At 73.0% G+C, this 16773-nt stretch carries 14 protein-coding genes; 7 read left to right on the plus strand and 7 right to left on the minus strand.

Features of this window, described 5'->3' with window-relative positions:
- Positions 1 to 181 precede the first annotated feature (181 nt).
- A complete protein-coding gene (locus ACFY8W_RS13420; protein ID WP_391104105.1) occupies positions 182 to 628 on the minus strand; it encodes a MarR family transcriptional regulator in 447 nt (148 codons plus the stop codon).
- Between the two features lie 90 nt (positions 629 to 718).
- Between ACFY8W_RS13420 and ACFY8W_RS13425 the strand changes: the two genes are divergently transcribed.
- The 3 genes from ACFY8W_RS13425 (at position 719) to ACFY8W_RS13435 (ending at position 3137) form a co-directional block, all read left to right on the plus strand.
- Positions 719 to 1738, plus strand: coding sequence for a zinc-binding dehydrogenase (locus ACFY8W_RS13425; RefSeq protein WP_391104108.1), 1020 nt, complete (start codon positions 719 to 721; stop codon positions 1736 to 1738).
- A 64-nt stretch (positions 1739 to 1802) separates the two neighbouring features.
- Positions 1803 to 2225, plus strand: a complete 423-nt coding sequence (locus ACFY8W_RS13430; RefSeq protein ID WP_391104111.1) for an Ohr family peroxiredoxin — start codon at positions 1803 to 1805, stop codon at positions 2223 to 2225.
- An 87-nt stretch (positions 2226 to 2312) separates the two neighbouring features.
- Positions 2313 to 3137 (plus strand): EI24 domain-containing protein, encoded by an 825-nt coding sequence (locus tag ACFY8W_RS13435; protein ID WP_391104114.1) that lies wholly within the window; start codon positions 2313 to 2315, stop codon positions 3135 to 3137.
- A 145-nt stretch (positions 3138 to 3282) separates the two neighbouring features.
- On the opposite strand, the gene ACFY8W_RS13440 is transcribed toward ACFY8W_RS13435, so the two are convergent.
- Both ACFY8W_RS13440 and ACFY8W_RS13445 read right to left on the minus strand, forming a co-directional pair.
- Complete coding sequence (locus ACFY8W_RS13440; protein ID WP_391104117.1) at positions 3283 to 4506, minus strand: serine hydrolase; 1224 nt, start codon at positions 4504 to 4506, stop codon at positions 3283 to 3285.
- 164 nt (positions 4507 to 4670) lie between these two features.
- Positions 4671 to 5645 (minus strand): LysR substrate-binding domain-containing protein, encoded by a 975-nt coding sequence (locus ACFY8W_RS13445; protein WP_391104120.1) that lies wholly within the window; start codon positions 5643 to 5645, stop codon positions 4671 to 4673.
- Positions 5646 to 5790: 145 nt separating this feature from the next.
- Between ACFY8W_RS13445 and ACFY8W_RS13450 the strand changes: the two genes are divergently transcribed.
- Entirely contained in the window at positions 5791 to 7983 is a 2193-nt protein-coding gene (locus tag ACFY8W_RS13450) for a M4 family metallopeptidase (protein WP_391104123.1), read from the plus strand.
- 193 nt (positions 7984 to 8176) lie between these two features.
- Here the strand turns inward: ACFY8W_RS13450 and ACFY8W_RS13455 are convergent, their stop codons facing one another.
- Both ACFY8W_RS13455 and ACFY8W_RS13460 read right to left on the minus strand, forming a co-directional pair.
- Complete coding sequence (locus ACFY8W_RS13455; RefSeq protein WP_391104126.1) at positions 8177 to 8902, minus strand: nitrilase-related carbon-nitrogen hydrolase; 726 nt, start codon at positions 8900 to 8902, stop codon at positions 8177 to 8179.
- A gap of 20 nt (positions 8903 to 8922) precedes the next feature.
- Entirely contained in the window at positions 8923 to 9840 is a 918-nt protein-coding gene (locus ACFY8W_RS13460; RefSeq protein WP_391104129.1) for a LysR substrate-binding domain-containing protein, read from the minus strand.
- 58 nt (positions 9841 to 9898) lie between these two features.
- On the opposite strand from ACFY8W_RS13460, the gene ACFY8W_RS13465 reads away from it, so the two are divergent.
- Both ACFY8W_RS13465 and ACFY8W_RS13470 read left to right on the plus strand, forming a co-directional pair.
- On the plus strand, positions 9899 to 10768 hold the full coding sequence (locus tag ACFY8W_RS13465; protein ID WP_391104132.1) for an NAD(P)-binding domain-containing protein: 870 nt from the start codon (positions 9899 to 9901) through the stop codon (positions 10766 to 10768).
- A gap of 234 nt (positions 10769 to 11002) precedes the next feature.
- Positions 11003 to 12217 carry a serine hydrolase gene (locus ACFY8W_RS13470; protein WP_391104135.1) on the plus strand — a complete coding sequence of 405 codons (1215 nt, stop codon included), beginning with the start codon at positions 11003 to 11005 and terminating at the stop codon, positions 12215 to 12217.
- Here the strand turns inward: ACFY8W_RS13470 and ACFY8W_RS13475 are convergent.
- Together ACFY8W_RS13475 and ACFY8W_RS13480 are read right to left on the minus strand one after the other, a co-directional pair.
- Positions 12204 to 13463: a pyroglutamyl peptidase gene (locus tag ACFY8W_RS13475; RefSeq protein ID WP_391104138.1), complete on the minus strand. Its 1260-nt coding sequence runs from the start codon at positions 13461 to 13463 to the stop codon at positions 12204 to 12206. The two genes, ACFY8W_RS13470 and ACFY8W_RS13475, sit on opposite strands and share 14 nt — an antisense overlap.
- Positions 13464 to 13550: 87 nt before the next feature.
- Complete coding sequence (locus ACFY8W_RS13480) at positions 13551 to 14129, minus strand: TetR family transcriptional regulator (protein WP_391104141.1); 579 nt, start codon at positions 14127 to 14129, stop codon at positions 13551 to 13553.
- A 141-nt stretch (positions 14130 to 14270) separates the two neighbouring features.
- Here ACFY8W_RS13480 and ACFY8W_RS13485 point away from each other — a divergent pair, with 141 nt between their 5' ends.
- Positions 14271 to 16718 (plus strand): glycoside hydrolase family 3 C-terminal domain-containing protein, encoded by a 2448-nt coding sequence (locus tag ACFY8W_RS13485; RefSeq protein WP_391104143.1) that lies wholly within the window; start codon positions 14271 to 14273, stop codon positions 16716 to 16718.
- The last annotated feature ends 55 nt before the right edge of the window (positions 16719 to 16773 follow it).

The raw sequence follows: 16773 nt of genomic DNA on the forward strand, positions 1-16773 counted from the left end.
GCGGCAACCATCTCGGAGGCGACCGGGACCCTGCATCCGGGTGAGCGGCCGACACTAGTCTCGACGCGAACTGCGCCGGAGCCGGGAGTCCGTCCAGGGAGAGTCGGCTTACTCCCGAGGCTCAGCGGCTCGGTCGTTAAGGCAACTGCATTGCCCAGAGCAGGCCCCCGGGGGCACGTTCCTAGGTGCCGGTCGGTGTCGTCGGCACGCCCAGCATGCGCTTGAGCAGGTCGCGCAGCAGCGTGCGCTCGGCCTCGGTGAGCTCGCCCAGCGGCTCCCGGGCGAAATGCAGGGAGTCACGCAGGCGGCGGGCCGTCTCCCGGCCCTCGTCGGTGGGCGCGGCCACCTTGACGCGGCGGTCGGCCGGGTCGGGGCGGCGCTCCACCAGGCCGCGGGTCTCCAGCCGGTCGATGATCCCGGTGATGTTCGAGGGCTCGCACTTGAGCTGCTCGGCGATCTTCCGCATGGGCGTGGGCTCCAGGGCGAGCAGCCCGAGGACCCGGGCCTGCGCCCCCGTGAGGGCGTGCGCGGCCGCGGCCTCCTCGTACTCCTCGTGGTAGCGGGCCACGACCGAGCCGATGAGTTCCACGACCTCGCGGGTCAGGGGGTCCGTGCGTGAGGTGGGCATGGGCACCATCGTACTCCGATACTTGACAACCTTAAATATTGAGGCGCATGGTTGTTTCAGTTAGTGAAACTTTCTCAGGAGGAACCGCAGATGTCCGTACTCCCCGCCTCCAGCCGTGAGTGGCACCTCGTCGCCCGCCCGCACGGCTGGCCCGTGCCCGCGGACTTCGCGCTCCGTGAGACCTCCGTCGCCGAGCCGGCCGAAGGCCGCATCCTCGTGCGCAACCTGCACTTCTCGGTCGACCCGTACATGCGCGGCCGGATGAACGACGTGAAGTCGTACATCCCGCCCTTCAAGCTGGACCACCCCATGGACGGCGGCGCCGTCGGCGAGGTCGTCGCCTCCAACGCCGAGGGCTTCGCCGTCGGCGACCACGTCCTGCACGGCCTCGGCTGGCGCGAGTACGCGGACGTGCCCGCCCAGCACGCCACCAAGGTCGACCCGGAGCTCGCCCCGCTCTCCACCTACCTCGGCGTGCTCGGCATGCCCGGCCTGACCGCCTACGCCGGCCTCTTCGAGGTCGCCTCCTTCAAGGAGGGCGACGCCGTGTTCGTCTCCGGCGCGGCCGGTGCCGTCGGCAGCCAGGTCGGCCAGATGGCCCGGCTCAAGGGCGCCTCCCGGGTCATCGGCTCGGCCGGCTCCGACGAGAAGGTGAAGTGGCTCGTCGAGGAGCTCGGCTTCGACGCCGCCTTCAACTACAAGAACGGCCCGGTCAAGGACCAGCTGCGCGAGGCCGCCCCGGACGGCATCGACGTCTACTTCGACAACGTCGGCGGCGACCACCTGGAGGCCGCCATCTCCTCGCTCAACGTGCACGGCCGCGCCACCATCTGCGGCATGATCGCCCAGTACAACGACACGGAGCCGGTCCCCGGCCCGCGCAACATGGCCATGATCATCGGCAAGCGCCTGCGCCTCCAGGGCGTCCTGGTCGGCGACCACTACGGGATGCAGCAGCAGTTCGTCCAGGAGGTCGGCGGCTGGCTGCGCTCCGGCGAGCTGAAGTACGGCGAGACCCACGTCGAGGGCATCGAGAACGGCGTGGACGCCTTCCTCGGTCTGCTCCGCGGCGACAACACCGGAAAGATGATCGTTTCCGCGACCCGTTAGTCTTCCCTCAGCCGTCGCGATCGTGGGCGCGAGTCGCGGCGAACCGCAGAAGGAAGACAACAGCATGTCGATCACGCAGTCCGACGTCCTGTACACCGCCGTCGCCACCGCCGAGAACGGTCGCGACGGCCGGGTCGCCACCGACGACGGCCGGCTCGAGGTCGTCGTCAACCCGCCCAAGGCCATGGGCGGCTCCGGCGACGGCACCAACCCCGAGCAGCTCTTCGCCGCCGGCTACAGCGCCTGCTTCCAGGGCGCGCTCGGTGTCGTGGCCCGCAACGAGAACGCCGACATCTCCGGCTCGACGGTCACCGCCGAGGTCGGCATCGGCAAGAACGACGAGGGCTTCGGCATCATCGTCAAGATCTCGGCGACCATCCCGAACGTGGACGCCGAGACCGCCAAGGGCCTGATCGAGAAGGCCCACCAGGTCTGCCCGTACTCCAAGGCGACCCGCGGCAACATCACGGTCGAGCTGGCCGTCTGAGCCGCCCGGCGGCAGACTGAGACCGAGGGCCGCACCCTGACCGACCAGGGTGTGGTCCTCCCTCGGGCCACCACTAGGGTGATCGCCATGCGTGATTTCGGGGTGGGCTTCGGTTATCTGCTGCGCGGCCAGAAGTGGGTCGCCGGCCACGGACGCTGGTTCGGCTTCGGGCTGCTGCCCGGTCTCGTCACCTTCGTCCTCTACGTGGGCGCGCTCGTCGGCCTCTTCTACGGCGCCGACGACCTGACGTCCTGGGCGACGCCCTTCGCCGACGACTGGGGCTCGCCCTGGCAGGGCCTGCTCCGCGGCACCCTGACCTTCCTGGTCTTCGCGCTCGGACTCTTCCTCGCCGTGATCACCTTCACCGCCGTCACGCTCCTCATCGGGCAGCCCTTCTACGAGTCGCTCTCCGAGGCGGTCGACCGCAGCGAATGCGGCGAGGCCCCCGAGTCCGGGCTGCCGCTCTGGCGCGAGCTGTGGATCTCCGCCCGCGACAGCCTCCGGGTCCTGCTGCGGGTCGCGTTCTACGGCGTCCTGCTCTTCGCGGCCGGCTTCATCCCGGTCGTCGGCCAGACCGTCGTCCCCGCGATCGGCTTCGGCGTCTCCGGCTTCTTCCTCGCCGAGGAGCTCACGGCGGTGGCGCTGCAGCGCCGCGGCGTCGAGTTCAAGCAGCGGCTCGCCATGCTGCGCGGCCGCCGCATGGCGGCCCTCGGCTTCGGCGTCCCGCTCACCCTCGCCTTCCTCGTTCCCTTCGTCGCCGTCCTGCTGATGCCGGGCGCGGTCGCCGGGGCGACCCTGATGGCCCGGGAGCTGACCGGGGAGACGGCGGCCGGGGGCGCGGACGACGACGAGTCCGACGACGCCACCGACGGGACGGGCCGGACGCAGGGCGTGCCGCACCGCGCCGCCTGACCGGCCGGCTGCGGCTCCGGCCCCGCTCTGGGTCCGGCTCATGCCCCGGCCCGGCTCATGCCCCGGCCCCGGTCGGGCTCATGCCCCGGCCCCGGCCCGTGCCCCGGCCCGGCCCTGCTCCTCTCCCGGCTTCAAGTCCGGCCCGTCAGGGCGACAGCGGGTACTCCGGGGCGAGCGCCGCCGCGATCCGCTCCGCCACCACCTCGGCCGTGTTCCCTTCGGGAGTGTCCGCCGTCTTCGTCGTGGACACCGCGAGGGACAGACGCTTCGACGGCAGGTACGCCTGGATCGCCGCGTACCCGGAGAACGACGGGTTCTGCAGCAGCCAGGTGCCGGCGACGATGACGCCGAGCCCGAAGTGCTTCGCCTCGGTCTGCTTCAGGCAGATGTCGGCCGGGCACTTCGCGGTCGGGACGCCGAGGCCGACCGTGCCCGGGTCCAGCAGGGTGCGGTACGAGCGCCGCGAGATCAGCTCGCCGCTGCCGATGCCCCGCGCGGAGCGGGCCATGTCGCAGACGGTCGAGGTGATCACCGCGCCGGGACCGGTGGTCCACGACGGGTTCCAGAACGTGGACTCCTCGTAGAGGCCGCGGTCCGAGGTGAAGGCGTGCAGCGCCGGGCGGGGGATCTCCGGCGTGAAGCCGTTCCGCGTGTTCCGCAGCCCCAGCGGGCCGGTGACCTGCTCCTCCACGAGCCGGTCGATCCGCTGCCCGGTGATCCGCTCCAGGGCCCGTTCCAGGAGCAGGTAGTTGGCGTGCGAGTAGCTCCAGTTGGTGCCCGGGTCGTACCAGAAGTCGTGGGAGAAGGGGAACGCGAGCAGTTCGTCCGGGGTCCAGGCCCGGAACGGGGCGGCCGTCAGCTCGGCCCCGAACTTGGGATCGGTCACGTAGTCGTGCAGGCCGCTGGTGTTGTTGGCCAGCATCCGCAGCGTGATCTCCTTCGCCCGCGGCACCTCGGGCAGCCAGGGCTCGACCGTGGCGTCGAGGTCGACCCGGCCCTGCTCGACCAGCCGCAGCAGGGTCGTGCCGATGTGGGCGAAGGCCACCGAGCCGGCCCGGAAGTGCATGTCCGGTTCGGCCGGGACGCCCGTCATCGACTCGCCGAGCGCGTCGGTGACGACCTCCCGGTCGCCGTCGGTGACGCGCAACAGCACGGCCTTCAGCTTGAGGTCCCGCTGGGCCTTGCGGGCGATCTCCACCACCTGACGGCCCCGGTCGTCCAGGGGGTGCCGGGTACGGACGCAGTCGCGGTCGCCGTGGCCGCCGGGCGGTCCGGAAGAGGCGTGCGCGGCGGCGGTGCCGGCGGGGAGGACGGTGGCGAGCAGGGCGGCGGCGAGGAGCGCCGCGCGGTTCCGGTGGGTGTGTCTCATTCCCGCACTATGTCCGGAAGGCCTGTTCGATCCCGTGGAACACTCCGCGCGGGGCGCGGTACCCGCCCGGACGCCTCACATCCCCACGACGATCGGCGCCCTGTGGTCCGCCGCACGCCCACCGGAAGCATCCCCGGCAGCAGCGCGTCGGCGTGCTGTCCGGGCTATCCGGGCCCCGGCTGCTCCAGGACCGGGTGCAGCTCCGGGCGGGCCTCCCACCACGTCCGGTGGAAGACGTTGTTGGGCACGTTGTCCAGGTACGCGAGCCCCGCCGCCCGGTACAGGTGCGCGGCCCGGCGCCCGGAGACCGCGGCCCGGTTCCACGCGAGCCGGATGCGGCCGGTGAGCGGGTCGCCCGCCAGCGGGCGCAGCACGGTGCCCTCGGCGGGCGGCGCCGTCGGCTGACTCACCGAGATCGCCCGGCCCGCCGCGATCAGGTCGTAGTGCATCTTCCGGTCGGCGATCCGGTAGCGCAGCGTCGGGGTGAAGCCGGCCTTCCGGCACGCGCCGACCAGCGCCTCAGGGCCGCCGTCGTCGTCCTCCACCATGGTCATCCAGGTCTCGCCGGCGAGCTCCGCGAGGTCGATCCGCTCGCGCCCGGCCAGCGGGTGCGCCGCCGACATGCGCACGCAGAACGGTTCCTTCGGGACGAGAGTGCGGGCCGCCACGCCCTCGGGCAGCGGCACCTCGTGGTCGCCGACCTCCCCGTACACGATCGCGTCGTACTGTCCCGCGCCGAGCATCCGGCTGAGCGTGGTCACCGAGTGCTCGATGCCGATCTCGACCTCCAGGCCCGCGAGTTCCTCCTCCAGGCGCCCGATCAGACGGTCCATCAGGACCAGCAGGATGCAGCCGAGCCGCAGCGTCGGGTGGGGCGCGGCTGCGCGGGCGCCGGCCGCGAGGGCGTCCATCTCGCCGAGCACGCGGCGGGCCCTGGACAGCACGAACTCGCCCAGCGGCGTGGGCTCGACGCCGTGCCTGCCGCGGACGAACAGCTCGCCGCCCGCGGCCCGTTCGATCCGCCGCAGCTGCGCCGAGAGAGCCGGCTGGGAGACGCCGAGCCGGGCCGCCGCACGGCCCAGACTGCCCGCTTCCGCAATCCGGCAGACGGCTTCGAGATGTCTCAACTCCAGCTGCATTTCAGCAGGGTAAGCAGCAGGTCGGGGTGGCGGGCCGGGTTCGGCATAACGCGGGTCTTATGCCGGGTGGGATGTCCCCGTCTTGCCATGTCCACGCACATACTCGGCGCGTCCCACCGTCTCCCCCCACCCGAACGGAGCAGACGTGCACCCCACCAGACTCACCGCGGCCCTGGCGGCGCTCGCGCTGACGGCGACCCTCGCGGGCACCCTCGCGGGCACCGCCACCGCGGCCACCGACGGACCGTCGCAGCCCGTACCGCCCGGGCACGGCAGGTCCCTCGCGCTCGCCGCCGCCGACAGGGCCGCCGACAGCGGACTCGACGGACTGCACCACGGCAGCGACGAGGAACTCGTCCGCACCGCCGTCACCCCGTGGGCCGGCGGCCTCTACTACGCCGCCTACCAGCGCACCTACAAGGGCCTCCCGGTCACCGGCGGCGACGCCGTCGTCCTCTCCGACAGCGCCGGCAAGGTCCGTCACGTCGCCGCCGCGCCCGCCCCGGCCATCAGGCTGTCCACCAGCGCCGCCGTCGACGGGGCCGCCGCCCTCGCCACCGCCCGCGCCCAGCTCGGACACGTCGAGAGCGCGAGCACGCCCGAACTGACCGTGCTGCTCAAGGGGAACAAGCCCGTCCTCGCCTGGCACACCCTGGTCGTCGGCCGCACCGACCGGAACCTGCCGAGCTCCCTCGACACCTACGTCGACGCCCGCACCGGCAAGGTCACCCAGGCCACCGAGAAGGTCAGGCACGCCGAGGGCCGCGGCTACCACAACGGCAACGTCACCATCGACACCGCCGCGAGCTCGATGACCGACCCGAACCGGTCCGGCTTCCGGTGCGGCGGCCAGAACGGCAGCGCCTACACCGGCACGCCGCCCTGGGGCAACGGCACCGCCAACGACCTCGTGACCGCCTGCGTCGACATCATGTACGCGGCCCAGCGCGAGTCCGACATGCTCAAGCAGTGGTTCGGCTACAACGGCATCAACGGCCAGGGCGGCATGGTCCCGGCCCGCGCCGGGCTCACCGAGGTCAACGCGTACTACGACGGCACCAAGACCACGTACGGCCGCAACCAGAACGGCACCAACCAGCTCACCGGCATCGACGTCGTCGCCCACGAGTACGGTCACGAGATCTTCGACCGGACCCCGGGCAGCGCCGGCTCGTCCAACGAGAACGGCGGGATGAACGAGTCCACCGGCGACATATTCGGGGCGCTCACCGAGCACTTCGCCGACAACCCCAACGACACCCCGGACTACACGGTCGGCGAGAAGCTGAACTTCCTCGGCGACAACAAGCCGATCCGCTACATGTACAACCCCTCGCTCGCCGGCGACCCCAACTGCTACCCGCAGCTGAACTCCGGCACCGAGGTGCACGCGGCGGCCGGTCCGCAGAACCACTGGTTCTACCTGCTCGCCGAGGGCTCCAACCCGGGCGGCGGCAAGCCGTCGAGCCCGATCTGTTCCGGCGGCCCGTCCTCCGTGACCGGCATCGGCGTGCAGAAGGCCGGCAAGATCTTCATGGGCGCGCTGCTGATGAAGACCTCCTCCTGGAACCACCTCGCCGCCCGCAAGGCCACCCTGGCCACCGCCAAGAACACCTACGGCAGCGCCGAGTGCAACGCCGTGAAGACCGCCTGGAACGCCATCGGCGTCCCCGCCCAGTCCGGTGAGACCGACTGCGGCGGCACCACCACGCCGGACTTCTCGCTCGCCCTGAACCCGGCCTCGGGCTCCGTCCAGCCGGGCGCCTCGGTCACCTCCACGGTGAACACGACCACCACCGGCGGCAGCGCGCAGACCGTGCAGCTCTCCGCGAGCGGCGCGCCGAGCGGCGTCACCGTCTCCTTCAGCCCGTCCTCGGTCACCTCCGGCAACTCCTCGACGATGACCGTCCAGGTCGCGGCCGGCACCGCGAACGGCACCTACCCGATCACCGTCACCGGTAAGGGCTCCGCCACGCACACCGTCACCTACCAGCTGACGGTCGGCACGGACACCCCGCCGCCCACCGGCTGCGACGACACCGAGTACACGTACGAGGGTTCGCTGAGCAGCGGCCAGGCAGAGGCCCAGCCGGACGGCTCGTACTACTACTCGGCGACCTCCGGCACCCACGTGGGCTGCCTGCGGGGTCCGGCCGGCACCGACTTCGACCTCTACCTGCAGAAGTGGAACGGCTCCGGCTGGGCGGACGTGGCGGTCGGCGGCACGGCGAGCGCCGACGAGGACATCACCTACAACGGCACCGCGGGCTACTACCGCTATGTGGTCCACGCCTACAGCGGCTCCGGCGCCTACACGCTGGGCCTGAGCGCCCCGTAGCGGGAGCACTGAGCGCCCCGTAACGGGGACGGGGCGGAACCGTCACGGGCAGGGGGTTCCGTGACGGCCTCCCCGGAGGGCCGGGCAGCCGGAGTCCCACGGCGGCCCGGCCCTTCGCGCGGGCCGGAACCCGCCGGTGGCCCGGCACCGGCGTGCCGGGCCACCGGAGCGCGAGCTCCTGCGCGGACCGGGCTCAGCCCACCTCGGCCAGGACGAAGCCCGGCTTGTCCGGGCCCGCTTCCGAGAGCCGCCCGCCGTCCGGTCCCCACGCGCCGGCCATGCCGCCGGCCACACCGTCCTCGTTGGGCCCGATGGCGTTGCCCAGGACGACGTACAGGCCGAAGTCGCGGGCCCGCGCGGGATAGACCGTCGCGAACGAGTCGTTGTCGGCGCCGAGCACCGAACTCGCCAGATAGACCGAGCAGTCGTCGGCGGCGGCCCGCTCCGCGAGGTCGGGGAAGCGGTTGTCGTAACAGGTGGCGAGTGCGAAGCGGAGCCCGTCGAGCTCGAAGCGCCCGTCGGCCGTGCCCGGCGCGAAGACCTCGGCCTCGACCCCGTACAGGTGCTGCTTGTCGTAGCGGGTGAGCAGCGAGCCGTCCGGGCCGATCACGAAGGTGGTGACCCCGGGCCGGCCGGCGGGCCGGCGGCCGGGGCCGTTGACCACGACCGCGGCGCCCGCCTCGCGGCACGCCTGCCGCAGCGGCTCCAGGCGCGGGTCGTCCTCGGTGAGGACGAGTTCGGGAGTGCGGCGGATCAGGCTCGGCTCGTAGCCGGTGAGGCAGAGCTCGGCGAAGACCACGAGACGGGCCCCCTCGGCCCCGGCGGCGCGGATCAGACCGGTCATGACGCGGACGTTGGCGGCGATGTCCCCGGCGACCGGGGCGAACTGCGAGGCGGCGACGATCATGGCCGTCATCATCCCGTGTCTCCCTGTAAGGATCAATATCGCGTTGTGGGTGTTAGCTCTTGTGCGGTCTCGTGCAGCAGCCCCAGGAACGCGGTGGCCGCCACCGTCGGCACGGGCGGGGTGGCGGCGCAGATCCTGCGGTACGGCACGTCGTCCGGATGGATCGTCACCAGCGACACGTCCGGCCGCACGGACGAGGCCGCGAGCGCCGGTACGAGCGTGACGCCGAGCCCGGCCGCGACGGCGCCCAGCTTGGCGATCCAGTCGTGCGCGATCAGCCCGGTGCGCGGACGCAGTCCGGCCGTGACCGCCGGCCGGAACAGCGTGTCCTCCAGCCGCTCGTTGCCGACGATCCACTCCTCGTCGGCCAGCTCCGCGAGCCGCACGTCGCGCCGTCCCGCGTACGCGTGCCCGCGTTCGAGCGCCACCAGCATCGGCTCGTCCAGGAGGTGATGGAGCGTCACGCCCTCCGGCGCGGCCCCGCCGGCGGCCGGGCTGACCACGGCCAGGTCCTCCTCGCCGGCCGAGACGAGCCCCAGGTGCTTCACCGACGGGCCCTCGACCCTGGTCACCACGACGCCCGGATGCCGCACCCGGAAGGCGGCCTGCGCGCGCGGGACCAGCGCCGCGCCCGCGCTGGAGAAGGCGCCGAGCCGCAGCAGCCCGCCGTCCAGGGTGCGCAGCGCCGCCAGCTCGGCCCGGGCGCGGGCGAGCCGGTCCCGCACCGCCTCCGCGTGCGGCAGCAGCACCCGGCCCGCCTCGCTGAGCCGCACGCCGCGCGGCAGCCGCTCGAACAGGGCCGCGCCGGTCTCGTCCTCCAGGGCCTGGATCTGCCGGGACACCGCGGACTGGGTGTAGCCGAGGACGCGGGCGGCGGCGGTGAAGGAGCCCGCGCGGGCGACGGCGAGGAAGACCTCGTACAGACTCTGCGAGCCATGCGGATTGAGCATGCCGGCCATGCTAGACATTCGCTTGTCGCATGGAGAGGCCCGGCCTAGCGTCGAAGACATGCAGAACGAGAACGAGAACGAGAACGAGAACGAGCACACTCGCGAGCACGGGCCCGGGCGCGCGGCCGCGCCGAGGATCGCCTTCCTCGGCCTCGGCAACATGGGCCTTCCCATGGCCCGTCGCCTCCTCGACGCCGGTCACCCGCTCACCGTCTGGAACCGCAGGCCCGGCAAGGCCGACGGACTCGTCGCCGACGGGGCCGTGCTCGCCGCGGACCCGGCCGAGGCCGTCGCCGACGCCGACGTCGTCATCACCATGCTGGCCGACCCGGCCGCCGCGCTCGCCGTCGCCGACACCATGATCCCGGCGCTGCGCCCCGGCACCCACTGGATCGACACCTCCACCATCGGCCCGGACACCGTGGGCGAGCTCGCCGCCCGGCTTCCCGAGGGCGTGACCCTCGTCGACGCACCCGTCATGGGCAGCATCGACCGGGCCGCCACCGGTGAGCTGCTGATCTTCGCGGGCGGCGACACCGCCCCGGTCGCGGGCGTCCTCGGCCTCCTCGGCACCGTCACGCCGTGCGGCGGCCCCGGCACCGGCGCCGCCCTGAAGCTCGTCCTCATCAACACCGTCATCGGCGGGGTCGCGCTGATCGGCGAGGCCCTGACCCTCGCCGACTCCCTCGGTCTGCCCCGTGACCTGGCCCTGCGCACCCTCGGTGCGGGCCCGCTGGCCGGCGCCGTCGGCCGCGCCACCGCGACCGGCGTCCACTTCCCGGTCGCGCTCGCCGCCAAGGACGTGGCCCTCGCGACCGGCGCCACCGCGGCGAAACTACCGGTCCTGGAGGCCGTGCACGCCGCCCTGACCGCCGACCCGTCCCTCGCGGGCGAGGACCTGGCGGCGATCGTGAGCCGCTCCTCCTAGGGGGCGTCCGCAAAGTCCCGCCTGGCCTGCGGGCAGACGGCGCTGCTTTCCGGACACCCGTAGGGTGCGCGGCGGCGCCGAACGAGTGGACTCGCCGGGGCACGGACCGGGCGGTGTGCGGTCCGCGCCCGACCCGGTGCTGATGTGGCCGTCCGAGGTCGAGTTCGACTACGAGTGCGAGCCCGAGGCAGCAACCGGCTCCGGGCCCGTGACCTGGAAGAGGCGCCCCCCACCATGCGACGTACCCCTCACCGCCGGCTGCTCGCCGCGACGCTGCTCGCGGCCGCCGTCCTCGCTCCGATGACGACGGCCCCCGCCACGCCCGTCCACGCCGCGCCCGCCCCGGGCGCCGGCACGGGCCCGCACCACGGCGACGACTGCCCGCCCGGCGGCTTCGGACCCCAGCTGACCGCCAAGCTCGACAAGACGATCGAGGACGTCCGCAAGCAGGCCGGCATCCCCGGCATCGTCGCCGGCGTGTGGATGCCCGGCAAGGGCTGTTACGTCCGGGCGACCGGCATCGCCGACAAGGCCACCGGCCGGCCGATGTTCACCGACACCTACGTCCGGATCGGCAGCGAGACGAAGACCTTCACGGTCACCGCACTGCTCGAACTCGTCGACGACGGCAAGGTGAAGCTGGACGACCCGATCGACAGGTACGTCCGCGGCGTTCCGAACGGCGACAAGATCACGCTGCGCCACCTCGCCGAGATGCGCAGCGGCCTGTTCCCGTACACCTCCGACCCCGACTTCATCCACGACCTCCTGAGCGAGCCGAAGCGCGCCTTCAACCCGTGGGAGGTGCTCTCCTACGGCTACCGGCACGCCAACACCTTCGCCCCCGGGTCCAGGTTCGAGTACTGCAACTCCAACCTGGTCCTGCTCGGCCTGGTGGTCGAGAAGGTGACCGGCCGGCGGCTCGCCGACGTCATCCACGACCGCGTGGTCCGCCCGGGGGGCCTGCGCCACAGCTTCCTGCCGAAGGGCGCCGAGTTCCCCGAGCCGCACGCGCACGGCTACAGCGACCAGACGCTCACGGGCGCCGTCGCGGACACCACGGACTGGAACCCCAGCTGGGCCTGGGCGGCCGGCGGGATGATCTCGAACCTCGAGGACCTGCGCCGCTGGGCCCCGGTCCTCGCCACCGGAAAGCTGCTGAGCCCCGGGACGCAGGCCCAGCGGCTCAAGATGCTCCCGACCGGCTTCCCCGGCACCAACTACGGCCTCGGCATCCTCGAGACCAACGGGTGGATCGGACACAACGGCTCCCTGCCGGGCTACGAGACCGTGACCGTCTACCTGCCCTCGCAGAAGGCCACCCTGGTCCTCATCCTCAACACGGACTCCCTCGTCGACGGCCAGGAGCCCTCGACGCTCGTCGCCCGCGCGGTCACGTCGGTCATCACCCCGAAGAACGTCTACGCGGGCGGGATCACCCCGCGCTAGGGGGTGCCTCGTACCCCGCCGCCACGGCGACGATCGCCCGCACCTGGGCGATGATGTCGAGCCTGTTCCGTACGAACTCGGCATCGGTGACCGCGCCCGTCGCCGGGTCGGTGTTCCCCGCGCCGAACTGGAGCACCGGCGTGTGCACGTGCCCGCCGGGCAGCCGGGTCAGACCGAGGCGGTCGCGCAGCAGCGTGGCGCGGTAGGCGATCTCGTTGGAGAGGTAGTTCCCGCCGCCGCCCGCCCGGGCGACGGAGCCGGCCGTCGGCCCGCCGGGCCGCACCACGGGGGTGCCCGACCCGGCCGGAAGCTCGGTCACCGAGGTGTTGTCGTACACGGGGAAGCGCCCGGTCGGCGCCGCCGTGATCGCCGTGTACGGCAGGGTCGTCGACGTCCACTGGGGCTGCGTCGCCGGATCGGCCACCGGCACCGTCTCCGTACGGGACAGGTTCTCGTTGTCCGGGAAGCCGCCGCGCCAGGCCCCGTTGGTCCGCTCGATGTCGAAGCGGCCCGGCCGGCCCTGGCTCACCGTGGTGAACAGGTCCACCTCCGGCAGGTGCGGGCGCAGGGTCCGTTCGACCGAGCCGTCCGCGAAGTCCTGCCAGCGCACCGGGAAGACGGCCGTCTCGACCTGGGCGAGGGAGCCGTCGGCGGTACGCAGCCAGGTGCCGTCGAGGGCGAGCGCGGTGGCCCCGGAGGGGTTGCTGATCCGGGTGTCCCGGTCGAGCGTGAACGGGTCGAAGCCGGTCAGCAGGATGCGCTTCACGCCCTTTCCGGACGGGTAGCGGATCGAGTCCTGGCCGCGTGAGGAGCGCTCCAGCCGGTCGAGCAGCCGGACCTGGCCCTCGTCGGTGATCCCGAACGCCGGCTGCCAGGCGCGCAGTTCGCGGGTGAGTGCCAGGCGGGTCCAGTACAGCGGCCGGTCGTCGTCCCGGCTCAGGTCGCCGCCGGCCGGCCCTCGGCCCTGAGCCCGGTCCACCGCCCGCCGCCAGAGCCCGGTTCCGTACCGTGCGACCGTCCGCTCGGCCTCGGCGAAGGAGTCGGCCTTCGCGAGCGAGGCGGTGAACTCCGGTGCCAGGGAGGCGAATCCGCTGCGCCGCAGGATCTCCTGGGGTGCGGCCCGGTCGAGCCGGGCCTCTTCGACGGTGACGGCGGGGGAGGGAGCGTCCGCGGCGACGGCCGGCGCGGCGGACGCCACGGCGGCCAGGATCAGGGCGAGGGTGAGGGCGGTGCGTATCGGGGGCACGGGGGTCCTTCCGTACGACGGTGACGGGCCGGGTGTCCGTCCCGGTGACAGGCCGCCGGAAGTATCCCGCCCCACCCGCAACTCCCGCTACGGCGCCCTCACATGCCCTTCCTTCAGGAGCGCGAGGAAGTCCCGGAACGATGCCGGCATGTCCACCGCGTCCGGGTCCAGCAGCCACTGGAACTGCAGGCCGTCCATGACGGCCGTGAGCAGCGGCGCCGCCCGTTCCGGGGTGAGGCCGCCGGGCAGTTCGTCGCCGAACTCGGCGCGCAGCAGGTCCGCCATGTTCTCCCGCACCTGCGTGTAGCGCTCGGTGAAGAAGGCCCGGGCCGGGTGGTCCTCGGTGACGCTCTCGCCGAGCAGGGCGGAGAAGGTCTGCACGATGCCCGGGCGCATCGCGTTGTACTCGACCAGCGACTCCATGAGGTCGAGGCGCCAGCGCTCGCGGTCCCGGCCGCCGCTGGTGTCCCAGCGGTCGCGCTCCTCCAGGACGGCGACGAGCAGCGCCTCCTTGGTGGGGAAGTAGTGCAGCAGGCCCTGCTGGGTCAGCCCGACCCGCTCGGCGACGGCGCCGAGGGAGGCGCCCCGGTAGCCGCGCTCGGCGATCACCTCGAGGGCGGCGCGGACGATCTCCGCCTTGCGTTCCTCGCTCCTGGACCGTGCCATCGGCCTCGTCCCCCTTTCCGTACGTCGCTGTCGACAGGACCGTACGCCATCCGGCAGATAACGAAATGCTAACGTAACCTACCGATCTACAGGTAGGCGGGTCACCATGGCCGCACAAGCCCACGACGAGGAGGTACGGCCATGGCGGAGACGACCGCCGACACCGCGGACACCGTGCGCGAGGCAGCCGTCGAGGCGGCCCTCGGCAAGCTCGACCTGGACGCCAAGGCGCGGCTGCTCGCCGGACAGGACATGTGGTCGCTGCCCGCCCTGCCCGAGATCGGCCTGGCCTCACTGGTCATGTCCGACGGACCAGTCGGCGTCCGCGGCGTCCGCTGGACCGCCGACGACCCGTCCGTCGCACTGCCCTCCCCGACCGCGCTCGCCGCCTCCTGGGACCCGGACCTCGCCCGCCGGGCCGGCCGGCTGCTCGCCCAGGAGGCCCGCCGCAAGGGCGTCCACGTCCTCCTCGCGCCCACCGTCAACCTCCACCGCACCCCGCTCGGCGGCCGCCACTTCGAGGCGTACAGCGAGGACCCGTACCTCACCGGCGCGATCGGCACCGGCTACGTCCAGGGCGTCCAGGACGGCGGGGTCGGCACCACCGTGAAGCACTTCGTCGGCAACGACGCCGAGACCGACCGCTTCACCGTCGACAACCGGATCGCGCCGCGCCCGCTGCGCGAGCTCTACCTCGCCCCCTTCGAGGCCATCGTCAGGAACGCCCGCCCCTGGGGCATCATGACCGCCTACAACCGGGTCAACGGCACCACCATGACCGAGCACCGCCGGCTCGTGAACGAGGTGCTGCGCGGCGAGTGGGGCTTCGACGGCTACAACGTCTCCGACTGGATGGCCGCCCGCTCCACCAAGGGCGGCATCGACGGCGGCCTCGACGTGGCCATGCCCGGCCCCCGGACCGTCTACGGCGAGGCGCTCGCCGCCGCCGTACGGGCCGGCGAGGTCGAGGAGTCCGCCGTCGACACCGCCGTGCGCAACGTCCTCCGGCTCGCCGCCCGCGTCGGCGCCCTCGACGGCGCCCCGGCCGTCGTCACCGAGACCCCCGAGGCCGTCGACGGCGACGCGCTCGCCCGCGAGACGGCCCGCCGCGGCTTCGTCCTCGTGCGCAACGAGGGCCGGGCCCTCCCGCTCGCGGCCGGTGCCACCGTCGCCCTCTCCGGTGCCGCCGCCCGCGACGCCCGGGTCCTCGGCGGCGGCTCCGCCCAGGTCTTCCCCGAGCACGTCGTCTCCCCGCTCGACGGCCTCACCGCCGCCCTGCCCGACGGGGCGCTCTCCTACGCGGTCGGCGCCGACCCCAGCGACGAACTCGCCCCGGCCGAACAGGGCTTCGCCCTCCGCGCGGTCTGCCGCGACGCCGCCGGGAACGTCCTCGGCGAGGGCAGCCTGCCCAACGGCCAGGTCCAGTGGATCGGCGACGACCTCCCCGCCGGCGTCACCCACGACGACCTCGCCTCCGTCGAGGTCGTCGGCACCTTCACCCCGCGCGAGAGCGGCGAGCACGCCTTCGGCACCCGCGGCCTCGGCGCGTACACCCTCACGGTCGCCGGGCGCACCCTCTTCGCCGGCGTGCAGGCCATGGGCCCCGAGACCGACCCCTTCGAGGCCTTCTTCGGCTCGCCCGTCGAACGCGGCAAGGTCGCCCTCACGGCCGGCGAGACCGTCGAGGTGTCCCTGCTCCACACCCTCGACAAGGAGTTCGCGGCGCCGCTCCCGGCCGTCATGTTCTCCTTCGTCCACCTCGGTCCGCGACGTGACCCGGACGAACTGATCGCCGAAGCCGTCGCCGCCGCCCGCGCCGCCGACACCGCGGTCGTGGTCGTCGCCACCACCGAGCGCGTCGAGTCCGAGGGCTTCGACCGCAAGGACCTCGCCCTGCCCGGCCGTCAGGACGACCTGGTCCGCGCCGTCGCCGCCGCCAACCCCAACACCGTGGTCGTCGTCAACGCCGGCTCCCCGGTCGAGATGCCCTGGCGCGAGGACGTCGCCGCGATCCTGCTCGGCTGGTTCCCCGGCCAGGAGGGCGGCGCCGCGCTCGCCGACGTCCTCACCGGCGCGGAGGAGCCCGGTGGCCGGCTGCCCACCACCTGGCCCGTCGCCCTCGCCGACGCGCCGGTCACCGAGGTCACCCCGACCGACGGCGAACTCCACTACGCGGAGGGCCTGTTCATCGGCTACCGCGCCTGGGACAAGGCCGGCGCCGTCCCCGCGTACCCCTTCGGCCACGGCCTCGGCTACACCACCTGGTCTTACGAGTCCCTCGTCGCCACCCCGGAGTCCGCGACCGTCACCCTCACCAACACCGGTGGGCGCACCGGCCGCGAGGTCGTCCAGATCTACCTGGCCCCCACCGAGGACCGGGTCGAGCGCCCGGCCCGCTGGCTGGCCGGCTTCGCGAGCGTCGAGGCCGCCGCCGGCGAGACCGTCGAGGTCACGATCGAACTGCCCCGCCGCGCCTTCGAGATCTGGGACGAGGAGCGGAACGGCTGGACCCTCGTCCCCGGGGCGTACGAGGTCCTGGCCGCCCACTCCCTGGCGGACGCCCGCCTGACCGCGGCGCTGGAGATCTGAGGCGCCCGCGGTGAAGAGCCGCCCCGGAGCGGACCCTGACAGTCGCTCCGGGGCC

It is taken from the genome of Streptomyces sp. NPDC012637 (assembly GCF_042954805.1).
Lineage (GTDB): Bacteria > Actinomycetota > Actinomycetes > Streptomycetales > Streptomycetaceae > Streptomyces.

Bases quoted from the DNA above. Each gene is read 5' to 3' on its own strand.
- ACFY8W_RS13420 (WP_391104105.1), bottom strand. From the start codon at position 628: ATGCCCACCTCACGCACGGACCCCCTGACCCGCGAGGTCGTGGAACTC.
- ACFY8W_RS13425 (WP_391104108.1), top strand. From the start codon at position 719: ATGTCCGTACTCCCCGCCTCCAGCCGTGAGTGGCACCTCGTCGCCCGC.
- ACFY8W_RS13430 (WP_391104111.1), top strand. From the start codon at position 1,803: ATGTCGATCACGCAGTCCGACGTCCTGTACACCGCCGTCGCCACCGCC.
- ACFY8W_RS13435 (WP_391104114.1), top strand. From the start codon at position 2,313: ATGCGTGATTTCGGGGTGGGCTTCGGTTATCTGCTGCGCGGCCAGAAG.
- ACFY8W_RS13440 (WP_391104117.1), bottom strand. From the start codon at position 4,506: ATGAGACACACCCACCGGAACCGCGCGGCGCTCCTCGCCGCCGCCCTG.
- ACFY8W_RS13445 (WP_391104120.1), bottom strand. From the start codon at position 5,645: ATGCAGCTGGAGTTGAGACATCTCGAAGCCGTCTGCCGGATTGCGGAA.
- ACFY8W_RS13455 (WP_391104126.1), bottom strand. From the start codon at position 8,902: ATGATGACGGCCATGATCGTCGCCGCCTCGCAGTTCGCCCCGGTCGCC.
- ACFY8W_RS13460 (WP_391104129.1), bottom strand. From the start codon at position 9,840: ATGCTCAATCCGCATGGCTCGCAGAGTCTGTACGAGGTCTTCCTCGCC.
- ACFY8W_RS13465 (WP_391104132.1), top strand. From the start codon at position 9,899: ATGCAGAACGAGAACGAGAACGAGAACGAGAACGAGCACACTCGCGAG.
- ACFY8W_RS13470 (WP_391104135.1), top strand. From the start codon at position 11,003: ATGCGACGTACCCCTCACCGCCGGCTGCTCGCCGCGACGCTGCTCGCG.
- ACFY8W_RS13480 (WP_391104141.1), bottom strand. From the start codon at position 14,129: ATGGCACGGTCCAGGAGCGAGGAACGCAAGGCGGAGATCGTCCGCGCC.
- ACFY8W_RS13485 (WP_391104143.1), top strand. From the start codon at position 14,271: ATGGCGGAGACGACCGCCGACACCGCGGACACCGTGCGCGAGGCAGCC.